At 43.9% G+C, this 15,754-nt stretch carries 10 protein-coding genes; 3 read left to right on the top strand and 7 right to left on the bottom strand.

The window, feature by feature from the left end; all coding sequences use genetic code 11:
• Nucleotides 1-48: 48 nt before the first annotated feature.
• Entirely contained in the window at nucleotides 49-3,147 is a 3,099-nt protein-coding gene (locus LNL84_RS08135; RefSeq protein ID WP_244356729.1) for a GH116 family glycosyl hydrolase, read from the top strand.
• Nucleotides 3,148-3,178: 31 nt separating this feature from the next.
• Here the strand turns inward: LNL84_RS08135 and LNL84_RS08130 are convergent, their stop codons facing one another.
• From LNL84_RS08130 to LNL84_RS08110, 5 genes are all read right to left on the bottom strand, one after another.
• The gene (locus LNL84_RS08130; RefSeq protein ID WP_244356728.1) at nucleotides 3,179-4,219 is read right to left on the bottom strand and encodes a LacI family DNA-binding transcriptional regulator; all 1,041 of its coding nucleotides are present in this window, start codon (nucleotides 4,217-4,219) and stop codon (nucleotides 3,179-3,181) included.
• A 179-nt stretch (nucleotides 4,220-4,398) separates the two neighbouring features.
• On the bottom strand, nucleotides 4,399-6,000 hold the full coding sequence (locus LNL84_RS08125; RefSeq protein WP_244356727.1) for a cellulase family glycosylhydrolase: 1,602 nt from the start codon (nucleotides 5,998-6,000) through the stop codon (nucleotides 4,399-4,401).
• 308 nt (nucleotides 6,001-6,308) lie between these two features.
• Entirely contained in the window at nucleotides 6,309-7,334 is a 1,026-nt protein-coding gene (locus LNL84_RS08120; RefSeq protein WP_244356726.1) for a LacI family DNA-binding transcriptional regulator, read from the bottom strand.
• A gap of 273 nt (nucleotides 7,335-7,607) precedes the next feature.
• Nucleotides 7,608-9,632, bottom strand: coding sequence for a methyl-accepting chemotaxis protein (locus LNL84_RS08115; RefSeq protein ID WP_244356725.1), 2,025 nt, complete (start codon nucleotides 9,630-9,632; stop codon nucleotides 7,608-7,610).
• 135 nt (nucleotides 9,633-9,767) lie between these two features.
• Nucleotides 9,768-11,033 (bottom strand): carbohydrate porin, encoded by a 1,266-nt coding sequence (locus LNL84_RS08110; RefSeq protein WP_244356724.1) that lies wholly within the window; start codon nucleotides 11,031-11,033, stop codon nucleotides 9,768-9,770.
• A 491-nt stretch (nucleotides 11,034-11,524) separates the two neighbouring features.
• Between LNL84_RS08110 and phnR the strand changes: the two genes are divergently transcribed.
• Nucleotides 11,525-12,229 carry a phosphonate utilization transcriptional regulator PhnR gene (gene phnR, locus LNL84_RS08105; RefSeq protein WP_244356723.1) on the top strand — a complete coding sequence of 235 codons (705 nt, stop codon included), beginning with the start codon at nucleotides 11,525-11,527 and terminating at the stop codon, nucleotides 12,227-12,229.
• Nucleotides 12,230-12,281: 52 nt separating this feature from the next.
• Here phnR and LNL84_RS08100 read toward each other — a convergent pair whose 3' ends face one another.
• Together LNL84_RS08100 and LNL84_RS08095 are read right to left on the bottom strand one after the other, a co-directional pair.
• A complete protein-coding gene (locus tag LNL84_RS08100; protein ID WP_244356722.1) occupies nucleotides 12,282-12,935 on the bottom strand; it encodes a cupin domain-containing protein in 654 nt (217 codons plus the stop codon).
• A gap of 156 nt (nucleotides 12,936-13,091) precedes the next feature.
• Nucleotides 13,092-14,624 carry a phospholipase D family protein gene (locus tag LNL84_RS08095; RefSeq protein ID WP_244356721.1) on the bottom strand — a complete coding sequence of 511 codons (1,533 nt, stop codon included), beginning with the start codon at nucleotides 14,622-14,624 and terminating at the stop codon, nucleotides 13,092-13,094.
• Nucleotides 14,625-14,835: 211 nt separating this feature from the next.
• Here LNL84_RS08095 and yddG point away from each other — a divergent pair, with 211 nt between their 5' ends.
• Nucleotides 14,836-15,753 carry an aromatic amino acid DMT transporter YddG gene (gene yddG, locus LNL84_RS08090; protein WP_244356720.1) on the top strand — a complete coding sequence of 306 codons (918 nt, stop codon included), beginning with the start codon at nucleotides 14,836-14,838 and terminating at the stop codon, nucleotides 15,751-15,753.
• The last annotated feature ends 1 nt before the right edge of the window (nucleotide 15,754 follow it).

The following is a 15,754-nucleotide window of genomic DNA, read 5'->3' as shown; positions in this document are numbered from 1 at the left end:
TTATTTACTTTAACAGGGATATAACTATTTTCAATAGAGGATTTAGAGATGGAAAATATTATGAATTACACAAGCTACACTGGCCAGGCTAGTAAGCTTTGTACTAAGGGCGACGCGGCAGAGTTCATTCAGCCGTGGTACACGCCGATCTCAACAACCCCAGAAAATACGGGAATGGCAGTGGGTGGTGTCGGTAGTACCTTCACTCTAACCCCAGAAGGTCACACGCCTAACTTTAGTTTTATTCCGGGCATTTTTATTGATTGTTCTCATCAAGATATAAACTTCAATGACTTTTTTATATCTTCAATGGATTTGCCAACGTTAGACAATATTCAATTAAAGTGCATTACTGATACTTGCAATCATTTAAATTATTACCCTGCACTATTTTGTGGTAAGACACTTGATCTCAATGATACGTGTAACTTGTTAGATAATATAAAGTTAGCGATTGAGAGCTTAAATTTCTACGAAGAAAATAAAGAAAACTTCCAGCGTTGGAATATCGATCTATCGGACAAAACTAAGTTCCATTTAGAACAAGCGCCAAAAGCAGTGTTTACCCAACTTCTTGTGGCTATAGACTTTTTTGATGGCTTGTTGATCAATGGCTCGGCCATCGCATGCTCGCTAACGGCTAATCGTCAGGGCGAAGTTGCCTCGATTAACAGCGAAAACATCCAATATCAAGCGTTGTACCCGATTGCTCACTACCAGTACTCAGGAATTGATGATGTTCAGGTAGAGAGAAAGGTCATCTCACCTATCGTTAAAGACGATAAAAAATTATGCTCATTGCCGATGCATTGGAACCACTTTGAGTTCAAAAATACCAGCGATAAAGTAAAGATAGTGACACTCGTCCAGCCATTGGAGAACTTGATTGGTTCTACTTATCGTAAAGGGCGCGATGGCATTCAGGATTCTTTTTGTACGCTAACACAAAACCCAATTGATCAGCATCACGAAAGTGTACTGCTATCGCAAGCGAATTCGGTCTTTAAAGGGATCAGATTAAGCAGCGCAACCCCTTATGCTTCTGATATTAAAGGCGAGGTCAATTTTGGCGCTCAGGTTGAGAAATCACTTGTTACCTCTGGCCAGGTTTGTGTTTCCGTTAAGCCATCAGTCTACAGTACAGATACAGAAGAGCAACTGATCAATGCACTTAATACGGGTAGAACCAGTAAGCACTTTGACAAAGGCATTTACAGTGGCCGTGAAAGCTTAAAAGGTCTGGTGTGTGTGCAGGTCGAACTTGCTCCTAATGAACAGGTAGAGTTTCGCGTCGCTCAGATCATGGACCATAGTAAGATCGCATTAAATGGTTGGCACAGTCACAAAGCTTATGCGCAGTTTTACTCAAAGAGCAATCGCAGCCAAACGATCTTAGCTGAGGTACTACCTCAACTTGCTCAAATAGAGCAAAAGATAGTATCTCAACAAGACGAGTTTTATGCTCAAGCGAATCAGCAATTCGGTGACGCTAATACGGCATTACAGTTCTCGACGATGGCAATGAATACACTGTCTTTTCTGGCGGAATCCACCGTTTGGGACTACAAGGACAAATTCCTTGTTAAAGAGTGCGTAGACTATCCATTCTTCAACTCACTAGATGTGTATTTCTACGGCTCATTCTCTTTATTGTATCTGTTGCCTGAACTTGATGGCTGCGTCATGAAAGAGTTTTCTAAGGCGATATTGGCGTCTGACGATACTAAGCGACGTTACTGGGAATACGAAGATAAGCCATACGCTGAACTTGTAGACAAAAAATTCGAGGGAATAAGAGCCGTGCGTGGTGCGGTAATTCATGACTTGGGTAGCCCATACGACATTCAGCCAGATGCGTACAGCTGGCACAATGTAAAAGAGTGGAAAGATCTCGCGCCTAAGTACATCTTGATGGTTTATCGTCACTACCAACATTCAGGTGATGCCTCGGTGGTCAAAGAGTGTTGGCCAGCCATAGAGGAAAGCATCGAGTTCTTATCGTCACTGATTGAAGAGGGCGATACTTTACCGTTGACGCGCGGCACTGATGATACCTTTGATAACCTTTCTTCTCATGGCATATCGATCTACTGTGCAAGTTTGTGGTCGGCAGGCTTAAAAGCCGCGGCACAGTTGGCTAAGTTGATGGGCGAAAATGAATTGTCCGAGAGCTACAAAGTTCGTTCTGACGAGGCACTGCAGACGTTAGAGAAGGGCTTATGGGACGAGGAGAAAGGCTACTACCACTTCTTTGTAACGCCTATTCAACAAAAACACCTGACAGGACAGGGCTTCGAGAAACTTGCTTCACTTGGTGTCGAGCTTTCAGGCGAACCACTGAAAGACAAAGTAATCTTAAATGCTTACCTGGATGATGTTGAGCGGTCGAGCAAATTGAGTAAGCTAGAGCAGCGCATCGCGAAGAAGAAGCTACTGGTTGAAACTGCGCCACAAGCGTTTACAGCCGCATACTCAGAGATGGTGCTCGACTCTGATAACAGCTTTGGTGATGCACTTCTTGCAGACAGTTACTTGAAGTTGATCGGTCTGGAAGGTCTGTTTACTGATGAACGCATCGCTCGCTCATTAGATTATATCTACCAGACGAACTTTGTTGAAAACAGTCCTAAGCTTGGTGTGGCAAATATGACATTGGCAGATGGTAAACCGCATGAGGCTTTTCAGGCTCAGGATGTATGGATCGGTGTTCAGTTTAGTGTGGCGACAGCGCTTCGTTTGGCTGGAAAAACCGCGCAAAGCGAGCAGTTAATCGCGACGGTTTATAATGCTCTATACCATTACGCTAAGATCCCATTTGCCGCGCCGGAAGGTTTTAACTGTTCAGTGGAAGTGACAGTAGAGGAACTCGCTAAGGAATTCAAACTCGACAGTGAAGGAGCGCGTCAATGGTTGGATATGCTTAAAGAGCAACAGTGTTTGTTGGCCGATGGGCGCGTAAATCCGAATTTGACCAAGCAGTTTGCTGAGTTTGAATCTCAAGTTAAAGGCTTTGTTGATGAATCACAGCGCAGCAGTTTGCATTCGTGGTTGTTAACGACTGGACTTAAATATACGGCGGGACGTTACTTCAGACCAGGAATGATATTTGCCTATATGTATCAATCTAATAGAGACATCATAGGCTAAGTTAGTGATCGTTAACAGTCGCTGGGAAGCATCACAGGCTTTCCAGCGATTCTTGCCCAATCGCAAGACAAGATTCCCTCACAATGAGACTCACACTTTCTGAACCGCATTCTTGACCAAGCTTATCGCAGTAGATATTAAGTTGATTGGCAACCTTCAATGCCGCTGCTCGGCCAATTGATTCAGAGGGCTGCTTTATAGTGGTGAGTGCTGGTGAAAAAGCATTGGACACTTCATGGTCGTCAAAGCCAACAACGGAGACTTGTTCCGGTACGTCAATACCGGCTTTACTCAGTGCTGTAATTGCCCCAAAGGCCATTTGGTCGTTGGCAACAAACACCGCCGTGAAATGTATTTTGCTGGAAAGCAGTTTTTCCATGGCTCTTTCGCCACCAGCGACATCAAATTGACCAGAAGCGATTAAGTCGGGTGAAATGGTTAGACCCGCTTTTTTCATGGCTTCTTGAAATCCTAGCTGTCGCTGTTTGCTATCGGATTGAAAACTGATCCCGGTAATGTGGGCAATCTGGCTATGGCCTAGGCGCAACAAGTGGTTTGTCGCCATGTAACCACCGACGAAATTATTGGTTTTAATGTTAATGATGTTGGCATGTTCAATATCATAATTTCCGATGGTTACGATGGGGATATCAACGGCTAAGCTTTGCAACTGAATGGGCGTTAGACTGCCACCGATGATAACCATTGCGGCAACATTTTGTTTTTGAAGCGTTTCAAAACGAGAGTTTTCGGTAAGGTTGTTCCAATTGCCAATAGTCACAAGAGGAACGAGATTGAACTGACTAAGTTCGCTCTCAAGCCCGGCAAGGATAGCGTTGCTATGGGGACACAAAGCATAAGGAATGATGATGCCAATCAGAGAACTGCGTTCTTTTTTCTGCGACGATGCTTTATAACGAGGCTGATAGTTTAACGACTTCATTGCCTCCTGAATTCGTTTTTGTTTGTCTTTACTGACATAGCCCCGCCTATTGAGATAGCGACTGAGTGTGGAAATTGAAACAGTGGCGGCTTTAGCAATATCTTCTAGTGTAGATTTATTCGTGTTCATAAAGAGACTCTAAGATAACCAGTTGTTTATTAAAGGAATGATAGCACTGTTAATGGCTTGTTAATAAGTTAGAGCTCACATCTTGAGCGAATGGTTGGATGGTGGTGTGGTGTTAAAAGGTCAATACCACGGATGGTAATGACCTTGATGTTGGCGATTCGAAAAACGGATATTCGATGTTAAGAGCAGCTACCGACTAATGTCCAAGTTTCGTCACTGCCAGGCACAGAGTTGGTGTACCAGTTGGCGCGATACTTGTTCCCTTGGTATTGCATCTCATCCCCACCGAGTAAGTGAGTATTTGGACCGCCTTCATAATCAGCATGCAGCCAATTTGGATATTCAGTCACGCCATCACAGTTGCCTTGCGGTGGATCAATCACGTCACCTTTTGGTTTCAGCTCTAGCCAGTTAAGGTTCCAACCGCCCGTTTTCACAGCAAGCGCTATAGTCTGTGCACCTGCGTTGGGTAACGTGATGGTGTGAGTGATATCTTGCCAATTTTGCCAGCCACCCGTACCCAAAACGTCAATTTCGCCGAAGCTATTAGCACCGCCACCTTGCTCGATCTGGATCGTACCGCCATTTTGATACCCAGATGAAACTCGATATGTGACATCGTACTCACCGGCAGTTGGCACAACTACGTCAAAGGTTATCCAGTCGCCATCGTCTGTCCAACCAAGGTTTTGACCACCACCAGTATCGGTTGTGTCTTCAAATTGAATCCCCGATGCGACACAGTAATTTTCAGCTTCAATGCGCGCAGGCAGTGTCGCCACGGCGCAAGGTCCAAAGGTGAGTTCGTCGTTATTGCCTCCGCCTCCCCAGTTTTGAATAATGTCTTTCACATAGCTGCCTGACTCAGTATAACTACCCCAGCTCCCCCCCGGAGTGAACATCGATGCGCCTTCTGCCTTATCATTAACAGACCAGTTTGCATGGCTGATGTGATTTTCTTTAAAAAGGGTCATCCAGGCATCAGTTTCGGCGCGATTAACCGGGCCATCACCGTCGGCATTAACAGTTCCCCATTCTGTTGCAAATAGTGCGATACCGTTATTTAGAGCCGTTCCCACTTTGTCACGTAGTGATTGACCATGGGTCCCGGCATAAAAATGAATGGTATAGGCAATGTTAGGGCGATTGATTGGATCAAACGAAGCAATATCAACGTCTTGTGACCAGTTTGGTGTACCGACAACGATGATACCCGTTGGGTCAATGGCGCGAATTTTGTCGATAATGAACTCGGCATAGGGTTTGATATCGTGGCTCCAACTGACTTGCAAAGGCTCGTTGTAGACTTCGTAAATAATGTTATCGTGGTGACCATATTTAGTAGCAACATGGGTAAAGAAGGCTTCTGCTGTTGCCCAATCGGTATGCGCGTAGTGGCTATGGAAATCGACGATGACATACATATCTTCGGCAATGGCCGCTTCAATGACGGTTTCAAGACGCCCCATGTTACCCTGCCAGTCATCCTCTAGTCCGCCTGTTGCTCCGTGTCCAATAGCGGCTCGAATCAAGGTGGCACCAAGTTCGCTTTTAGCCGCTTTGACGTCAGCGGCTGTGTAGAATCGCTCTGCACCCCAGTTGGTATTACTCCAGAACAGACTAGGGCCGGCAAAGCTTGCTGGTACGCCTCCGGCATGGACTTTATTGCCGGAAACCGTTAGAGGCTCTACGGCATACGCAAGTTGAGTTGAAGCGGCTAACAGGCTCAACGATGTCAAAAGAGGTTTAAGAAGACTCTTTTGGTTACTTCTAATTGCCATATTCTCAATATCCTTATAATGATGTTCTAATGAATTTCAATATAAAAATAGCAACTGAAATCATGGCTTCCAATATAAAATGTTGTGGTTTTTATTTATAGTTTTACAGTTCGTGATCTATCGGGTAGATATAAATTATCCATGAATGTTTATATGAATAGTCTAATAACGCAACTTTGATCGATATCACAACTGTTAATAATGTTTATATTTACTGCGTGAAGAAAAGAAAGGGCCTCAGAGAGGCCTTTGATTAATGAGATGTGGTTTCCAGAAATAGCACGTCTAGAATTAGTGTTATTCTGAGATCAATGGTCCTTTCCGTATATCGAACTCGTTGACTGCCTGATGACAAGGTCAATAGGGGGCATTCGAGCCTCGTAATCCCCCTTTACTACCAGGTTAAGAATCGAATTGGCACAGACGGTACCAATTTCACCGATGGGTTGACGAAGGGTTGTAAGGGCAGGGGTAAAATAAAGAGACGTGGCAATATCATCAAAACCTACGACAGAAACGTCTTCTGGCACTCTAAGCCCACGGTCATGTAGAGCTTTTATCGCACCGTAAGCGGTCAGATCATTGGCAGCGAATATTGCCGAAAAATAGATGTTAGAGTCAATGAGTTCGATTGTCTGTTGGTAGCCCTTTTCCATACCGAAGTCGCCTTGCTTGATGAGCTTTCGATTGACTTTAATATTGGCCTCTAACAGTGCTTTTTTGTAGCCTTCATAACGCGAACCCGCGTCAGGCTGGGTTGATAATCCCTTGATATGGGCGATGTTTTTATGGCCTTGCTGCAATAGGTGGAGCGTGGCTATATAACCTCCCATTACGTTATCGAGTTGTAATGAGCAAATGTTTTCATCTTGGATATCGTAGCAACCGACGGTCACAATCGGCACACTTTTTGCCGCATTGCGTATGAGTTCAATGTCCAAATTACCGGTGATAATAATGATTCCGTCTACCTTACTTTTTAGTAGGTATTCAAGAGCATGCATTTCTAGTTTGCTTTGCCAATGGCCAGACGCCATGACCAATGAATACCCTTTGGCCATGAGTGTCTTTTCCATGTCATTGAGGATAGTACTTGTATACGGACTATCGGGGTGTTGCACTAAAACACCAATGGTCATTGAACGGCGATTATCGCCTTGTTGCATTTGGAAGTTTGGCTTATATCCTGTTGTTTTTATGGCACTTTCTATGCTTTTACTTTTGCTGTTTGATACAAAGGTAGTACGATTGAGGAAACGAGAAACGGTACTAGGTGATACACCGGCTAACTTTGCAACATCGTAGACCGTCGCTGATTTTTTCTTCTTATTCATACTATGCATCTCGACTACAAGTAAAGGAGTAACTAATGATTATATTGTTTATATGTAATTATGCTTTGATTAACTTAGCATGACAACAAAAACAATATAAATCATAGTTCTGTCACAACCATTAAGTTGTTTTTAATGTAACTAAAGGTGACAGATTTTTATTACCCTTAGCCATAAAATGAACAATAAATCCTACTGTTGAGAGGGGTTGATATTCATTTTACTATAGTGGAAGTAGGTACTAATCCCACATTAATTATATTCATAAATATGCTAGAAAACTTCTTTTTGGTTATGCTGTGAGCTTAATTTAAAACCTGCAGTTAATTCCAGTTGTTGCTCGGCCATTATTTCAAGTTGTTGCCCCTGTTTGGTTAATATATCAAATCGCTTGGCACTATTTTCTGCAAGAGTATGTATATGACTAACGTGCTTCGTAACTTCAGAAGCAACGGTTTGATGCTCAGTGGTCGCAGAAGCAATTTGTGTGCTGCGATCTTCTATTTGGTTTAAAAGGCGATGCATTTCCTGGAGGTTTTGGTTAACGCTATCGGCCTGGGTTACGCATTGCCCCATGTCTCCGACGCACTGGTTTATTTGTGATACTGCAAAGCTAGTGCTGCTTTGCAATTGTTCAATTTTGGATTGGATTTGTGTTGTAGACTGGGTGGTTTTAGCCGCGAGTACTCTTACTTCATCGGCGACAACCGAAAATCCTCTTCCTTGCTCTCCAGCTCGAGCCGCCTCAATGGCAGCGTTTAACGCGAGTAAGTTAGTTTGTTCAGATATGCTTGAAATGACGTCGAGAATTGATTCTATGCTCGTGACGTCTTGTTCAAGAACTTGAATGGTTTCTGTTGACTGCTCTAGCCTTCCAGATAGGGTATCCAACAGCGTGACATTGTCCTGCATCATTGTTTGACCGTTATTCGATATGGTTACAGCATCAGTCACAATGGTTAACGTCTCATTCGAGCTTTGCGCTATTTCATTCACAGAGCATTCGATTTGCTTCATCGCCGTTGCTACTTGTGTTGTTTGCGCAGTTTGCTCTGTGATGCTTGCTTTTAGGCCCTCACTTGTTTGCTGATTTTCGATTGAAGCCTGGTTTAGCTCTCTCGCCGATGAACGCATCTTCAAGATGACTTTCGAAAGGTGCTCCAACACCAGATTGACTTTTGAGGCCACATAACCAAATTCATTGTCTGCTTTATATGCGACTTTGGAAGTGAGGTCTTTGTCGGCCAGTCGCTCGAGTGACCGCTGAACTTGCTTACTCGGGCGCTTGATTAGGTGTGCGATGCTGATACCGATAATAGTCGCAATGAGAATTGACAGAGCAGAGATAGCAGCAAGCGCAATGATGGTATTTTCTGAGCTGGCCGCTGCCTGGTTATGCATATCACTCGCAAGACTGTCAGCGTAAGAAGATAGCTCATTGATATAAATAAGTTCTTCGTCAATCAGTGCGTCCAGTGATGTTTGTTGGTCTATGAGTTTTTCGTAAATCGCATACGCGTTAATGTGTTTGGCAATGGCTCCTTCGTCCGTGAAAACGTGCGTGGAAAACAGTTCTATGGCTTGCTTACTGCGACTAAATATCTTTTGCGCGTCGCTTTGCAGTGCCGTGACCGCTTCATCAAAGCGTTCTTTTCTTGAAAAATAGCTTCTTTTTACCGCACGAAGCTCAGCCATGTCTTGCATAGAGAACGCTTTGTTTGCATCTGATCCCAATACGGTGATTTGGGATAAAAGGGTTTCTATCGTCGTTTGCTGGTGTTCGCTGGTCGCTTTAGATAAACCGGTGACTAGGTTGCTGTTTAGTTGAGTGATAAGGGGCTGCAGTTTTGCTTGAAAATAAGCATCGGAGTCCTTGGCATCAAGAAAATCATATTGAAGTTGAGTGACCGCCTGAATTTTTTCTAGTACCTGATTACTGACCGCTTCAATTCGATTTAAGCTTTCAGAGAGCTGGATATTACCTTTTGCGAGTTGACTGAGTAAATGAAGTTGCTGTTGATAATGTGCAATGTTTTCATCGATGTTTGTTTGCAGTGGCTCTAACTCATCAACATATTGAGCCGCAAAGTAAGGGCTTAGGCTGCGATTGATGTCAAGAAAAGCAATAGTGAGCTCAGACGAGCCTGTCATTAGTGGTGTGGATTCAGAGGTAATAGACTCAATGCGAGTGGTCATTTGAGTGGTTGCTTGTATGGAATACCATGCAGAACCGAGCATAATGCAAATGAGAGCGAAAAAACCTAAATAAACTCTAGATACGATGGACGATAGCGGCATATTAGCTCCAATATGATTGTTGTTTTATTTGAGCTGCTCAGCAAAGGCTGAGTAAGACTGATATACAGAGAGGGAGAGGCGTTGTTAAAAAAGGGCCTGAATGTTCAGGCCCAAAGGCAGTAATTTAGTGACTTATTACCACCACGCCTCAAACATTAAACCACCAGCTAGAGTATCGACGTTAGTTGTTTCAACATCACCCGTTGTTTTCACATCACCCGCAGTGACGTATGCACGTAGCATTGGACGGCTCCAAGGTAGACCACCTAGAGAGATGTTTTGAGATAGCGTAACTTTCCAGCCCTGCTTGTCGCCACCATCAGAATAGTCTTCCATCGCGTAACCCGCTTCTAACCATGTAGAGTGCGTGTCATCCCAGTTGTACATAGGGCGCACGATAGCTGAATACTCGTTTCTATCGGTTGTGTCTTCACCTTTAGCATTGTAAAAAGACGCTAGGTAATCAATAAATAGGTTGTCAGTTGGTTTAATACCACCTTCCAAGCTCACGTAAGTGATCTTCTTGTCAGCTGCTAGGTCGAAGACCGTCGTATCCGCACCGTCACCGTATTTCGCGACAAGTTTGTTAGATGCTCCTAACCCAAGAACCGCGCCAACTTGCCATGCTTTTTCTTCGCTCACATCTTCATTCGCGAAACCATAGTTTGCATAGAGGTCTAAGTTACCAATACCTAAATCAATCGCGTGCAGTTTTGATGTGAGTGCGTACTTGCCGCTATCGTTACCAAGAGAGTTGCCTGCAGCTGAATCTACCTGACCGACAAAACCCATATCCAGTTTCACGCCACCAAGATTTAAGTTATTGAAACCGCCACCTTGACCATCGTGCATCATCCAGAAATAGTCGTTTAGACCTTGTTGTGGGCGTTGGTGGAAATCACGACCCGCCCACATGTATAGTTCAGGCTGGCTTTCAAATACATTGGTTACGCCAGCGTACATTTTCTTAAGGTTGATACCACTCTCTGAACCCCAGTTAGCGTGGTTCCAGTTATCTAGCATTACAACCACATCCCAAACTGCGCCGTTGTCTGCTTTTGCAGCGCGGGCAAATTGGATTTCACCACCGTTAACTTCGTTACCTAGGCGACCAACTGCACGACCAGTACTACCCACATCAACGTATTGGTTGTCGCTGTCAGAGTAGTGTGCGCCGTAACGAGCATAGCCCGAGAAAATGATGCCTGCAGGCGGCTCAAAGTCTGGTGTCAAAACGGCGGGTTGTTGGTCGTAGATATAATCAGCTTCTTGAACTTTAGTTTCTAACTCTTGAAGTCGCTTACTCAACTCTTCCAATGATTCTGTTTCAGCAAAAACAGATACAGAACTTAGTGTGGCAGCCACCGCTAAACTAAGAGGAAGGTACTTGAATGTTTTCATGTTATTTCCTTATATATTTTTGATTTTTTGCTTTCGAGATAAATAATAAGTAATGAAATAAATGAAAATTTAGATTCCACTCACAAACGAAAACGGGTCAAATGTTCATGAAACAAATTAAACTTATCGCTTGCTAAGTATATTTCTGTTTTTAAAGGATTTTTTGTGGCCCAGTTGCACTTGAAAAGTTTATGAATGCGCTTTCGTTTCATGGTTATAGAAGCATCTAATCACAAATTGTTGGTGCGTTTTTAGGCATATATTTGGCACGATTTTGAAATATTTCATAATTATGAAAACTTGATATGGGAAATAGGGTATTCAGTGTTGATTAGTGATGATTTACCGTATTTCTACTATTGACGAAGTGTGATTTTAGACAAGTACTGATATGATGATCGCAGGCTATTATGCTGTTTTAATGGTAGCGGTTTCATTCCCGTTATCGATAAAGAGGAGTGTGATTTTTATGGCTAATAAAAGGAAACAGCGTGCATTACGTTAAGATTAAAGATGCTTTGGTAGAACAAATCGAATCAGGGTTACTGTTACCAGGGAAAAAACTTCCGCCTGAACGTAAGTTGGCCGAGGCTTTTGATACGACGAGAGTCACTTTACGAGAAGCGCTATCAATACTCGAAGCGCAAGGTGTGATCTTTCGCGAGGACCGACGAGGGTGGTTTATCTCACCGCCTAGGCTAAAGTATGATCCAGCCCAACCATTGCCGTTTAATGAACTCGCATTGAGTCAAAATCGAAAGCCAACAGTTGAGGTGTTAAGCGCAACGACAGCGATGGCGAGTAAGCAAGCGACATCGTCATTGAAACTTGCCCCTTTTAGCGATGTGCATTGTTTAAATAGAGTGCGTTACCTTGAGCAGCGTCCGATCGCCTATGTAACCAGTTATATCAAAACAGACATGTTTCCTGAACTGCTAAGTCATGACCTTTCTTCGTCTTTAACGAGCATTTTACGAACGAACTACGCGACGCGATATGCAAATGTACAATATCGAATCGTGACAACATCTTTAATTGGGGAAGTGTCTCAGGCCTTAAGGACAACCTCTGGTGTGCCCGCTATTTTAGTAGAGCGTGTTCATCGCAATGCACAAGGTGACTTAGTTGACTGCCATTTTGAATACTGGCGTCACGATGCTATCAGCATAGAATCCATGGCTCAACGTAACCAGTAGTGAAGTCGTCAGCGGCTTTGCTATGGTACTGTTTTGCTATGGGACTGTTTTGCTATGGTACTAAGAGATGGCCCGTTTTCACCCAGATGATGGTTTCTTTCTCTACGTAAGGGTGGTGCTCGCTTAAATGAGGACTGCGAAGCCAGGTCCCTTTTGGATAAGTGCCGTATTCATCGCGAAACTCTCCGGAGATAACCAGTATTTCCTCGCCACCGAAATGGCTGTGAGGCTTAAACCGCTCCCCAGCCGGCCACTTCACTAAAGCTATATGCTCATGTTCAAATTGATGCAGTGGCATGACCATTAAACCACCAATGCCGGACTGCCATGGCTCTGAATGGGTGTTAACACGTACTGTGGCCAAATCGTCTTGAGCAAATTGGTTGAGCTTTACAAAAAGGGTACAACCTTGCTGGCTAAAAGGTGTATGAGAGCTGCCTGGGGGGTTACGAATATAAGTTCCCGCTGGGTAGTCACCAGCTTCGTCAGAAAAAACGCCCTCCAATACGAAAATTTCCTCACCAAATGGGTGGTTGTGGGATTTAAAGGCGCTACCGGACTGATATTTAACGATACTGGTGGTATGGCCAGATTCTGCTTCCTGACGCTCTAAGGGTTTACGCTCAACCCCAGCGGCGGGGCTTGGTAGCCATGGTTGTTTATGAGTCTCAATAACGACCCTTTGCACGAAGTTCATATTGATCATGAGTCGTCGCTTCTCCAAGTAATTTTATGAGTTTGCATGCTAGTCAGTATAGTGATGTTGATGGTGTGTTACTGCTTCTTTTCGTTGGGAAGTAATCAATCGATATAAAAAAACCTTGTCACAGCAAAGACAAGGCTCTTAACGGCAGGTGACACACTATAGATGGTCTTCTATGGGCAATATGCCGCTAAACCATGCGCCCATTCGACGCCAGATACTGGCGTCGGGTTCAGAGGTGAGCGTTTCTTGGTTCACGTGATCAAACCAAACGAGCTTGTCATTTTCAAGTTTCAATTCGTAAGAGTTTTTTCGGACTTCCTCGAGGACACCAATATGAGACTCTTTTGCAAACTCAGGGTGTCTGACTAACACTCCAAGTTCTGTATTGAGATAAGCTGATCGAGGATCCCAATTCATAGATCCGACAAAAACTTTTCGCTTATCAATGATCAAGGCCTTGGTATGCAGACTTGAGCGGCTGCTGCCTGTCCAGCTCCAGTTCCGCTTGATTTCAGCGTGGTGTTTTACTTCCCAAAGTTTTACGCCGCCGCGAACCAAATCTGTGCGGTATTTGGCGTACCAACCATGAACCGCGAAAACATCATTCGAGGCTAGGGAGTTGGTAACGATAATGACCTCGATTCCAGACTTGACCGCATCAACCAGTTGCTTAGTTCCTTCTTTTGTTGGTACAAAGTACGGCGATATGATGACGAGCGACTTTTCAGTTTCTTGGATGATGGCCCCTAAGTCGTCGATAAGTGTCGTGGCCTTACTGTCGAGTTTATCTGGGAGATCATAGAGTAGGGTTGCCTCGCTCCAATAGAACGTCAATTCGCCAGCCACGAACTTTTTGTACAGTGGAAGCTGGGAAAAATCGTAAATACCACCGTTAAATTTAGCTTCCAAATCAAAACGTTGTATCCAAGCATCGACATCGTATTCAGTATAAGACTCTTTAATTTCAGTCAGCCACTCTGCAGGTACGGCGTAAATACTATTCCAATAAAGATCGAACTGAGTGCTAATTTCGTCGACAGTGTTGCCAAGAAGTAATAAGTCTAGATCGGCGAACTCTACATTGGATTGGATAGAAAAATATTCGTTCCCAATGTTTCGTCCACCTATAATGGAGGCAACACCGTCAACCGTCAGCGACTTATTATGCATTCTATGATTCAATCGCTCAAAGTCGCTCATCATGGCAAGGCCGCGAGCCACTCTAAAATGATGGGGGTTGAACATGCGAACTTGAATATTGGGGTGGCTGCTAAAACGAACTAAGTCGTTGTCGTCGTACTTTTGCATGTCGTCGAGAAGTACTCGTACACGGACTCCACGCTCTGCCGCTTCAAAAAGTCGCCAAGTTAATAAGTTCCCTGCTTCGTCATCTCGAAAAATATAATATTGTACATCAATGCTGGACTGAGCTGATTCTATGATAGCTAAGCGCGCAAGAAGAGCGTCGTGTCCTTTGGATAAAGGACGAAAGCCAGTTTTGTAGCCAGTAGCTTGCGCTGCGAACTGAGGTTGGAAATACTCACTAAGCTTGGTTGGTTCCTCGTTAATAATGGTATAGGATTTCGTCTTCTCATAACGAGTTGCATCAATGCTTGAACTTACGCAACCTGTGAGTAATGACGCAAACAAGAGTAGGGTGAGTGTTCTAATTGTTCCTGGCAGTCTCATAAGTAATCTATATGCATTCTTCTAAGAATTAACGGCAGCGCGAAGTCTAAGGCAATTTACATTGATAGGTAAGCCACAAAAACCAACTTTAGCGCAAACTAAGTCAAGATATTGAAAAATTATTTTCTTTATATCAATTATTTATAATAACCCACGTAACAATGTTTTCAACTTAAAGGTTGATGAATTGCATTAAGTGGCAAGAGGATTTATGCCCAGTCGATACACAATGTTTGGCATCGCAGCGATTTTATTGTGGAGCTGTTTAATGGCGTTAACGCGCAATGTTTCTGAACTATTCGGCCCCATAGGCGGCGCTGCCCTCATGTATACCGTCAGTTCAGTCGCGCTGGTGATAGTGATGGGAATACCGAAAGTGTCACTGTTTAGCAAACGTTACTTAGTGATTGGCGGAGCCTTGTTTGTTTGCTACGAGATCTTCCTGGCATTATCTTTAGGACTTGCAAACAGTCGACATCAGGCCATGGAAATGGCGGTGATTAACTACTTGTGGCCAGCTCTTACAGTGCTTTTGACCGTGATTCTGGCTAAACGTAAAGTCCATATGTTGGTTTACCCGAGTGTATTGGTTGCTTTTATTGGTGTGGCCTGGTGCATCTCGGGAGATAATTCACTTTCGTTGGTAGAGTTAGCGAGCAATGTTCACTCCAACCCCATTTCGTACTTCATGGCACTTTCGGCCGCGTTTATTTGGGCCATATATTGCAATGTCACTCAAAAAATGAGTGGCGGCAAAAATGCAATAACGTTGTTTTTCATCGCAACGGCCATTACGCTTTGGGTGCAATACGCATTCAGTGGTGAGTCACAAATGGTGTTCACATCTTCTTCCACGAGCACGCTACTTATAGCTGGAGTTATTATGGGTGCGGGCTATGCTCTTTGGAATCAAGCGCTTATTGGTGGCAACATGATGCTATTGGCTACGATATCCTATTTTACACCGATATTTTCAACCTTGTTTTCTTCAGTGTATTTGTCGGTGGTGCTGGGGTGGTCTTTTTGGCAAGGGGTCGTTTTGGTCACCCTTGGTTCGTTAGTTTGCTACTGGGCAACAAAAAACAAAAAAGAGAGCGAAACTAGCGCGTTGAATTCAGCACAAGGCTAAC

This window comes from Vibrio gelatinilyticus, assembly GCF_022836845.1.
GTDB classification, from domain to species: domain Bacteria; phylum Pseudomonadota; class Gammaproteobacteria; order Enterobacterales; family Vibrionaceae; genus Vibrio; species Vibrio gelatinilyticus.
The sequence above is the reverse complement of the archived record's forward strand: the minus strand, read 5'-3'. Positions and strand labels throughout refer to the sequence as shown.

Coding starts and splice junctions, on each gene's coding strand:
- LNL84_RS08110 (WP_244356724.1), bottom strand. CDS start 11,033: ATGAAAACATTCAAGTACCTTCCTCTTAGTTTAGCGGTGGCTGCCACA.
- yddG (WP_244356720.1), top strand. CDS start 14,836: ATGCCCAGTCGATACACAATGTTTGGCATCGCAGCGATTTTATTGTGG.
- LNL84_RS08100 (WP_244356722.1), bottom strand. CDS start 12,935: ATGATCAATATGAACTTCGTGCAAAGGGTCGTTATTGAGACTCATAAA.
- LNL84_RS08125 (WP_244356727.1), bottom strand. CDS start 6,000: ATGGCAATTAGAAGTAACCAAAAGAGTCTTCTTAAACCTCTTTTGACA.
- LNL84_RS08095 (WP_244356721.1), bottom strand. CDS start 14,624: ATGAGACTGCCAGGAACAATTAGAACACTCACCCTACTCTTGTTTGCG.
- LNL84_RS08130 (WP_244356728.1), bottom strand. CDS start 4,219: ATGAACACGAATAAATCTACACTAGAAGATATTGCTAAAGCCGCCACT.
- LNL84_RS08135 (WP_244356729.1), top strand. CDS start 49: ATGGAAAATATTATGAATTACACAAGCTACACTGGCCAGGCTAGTAAG.
- LNL84_RS08120 (WP_244356726.1), bottom strand. CDS start 7,334: ATGAATAAGAAGAAAAAATCAGCGACGGTCTACGATGTTGCAAAGTTA.
- LNL84_RS08115 (WP_244356725.1), bottom strand. CDS start 9,632: ATGCCGCTATCGTCCATCGTATCTAGAGTTTATTTAGGTTTTTTCGCT.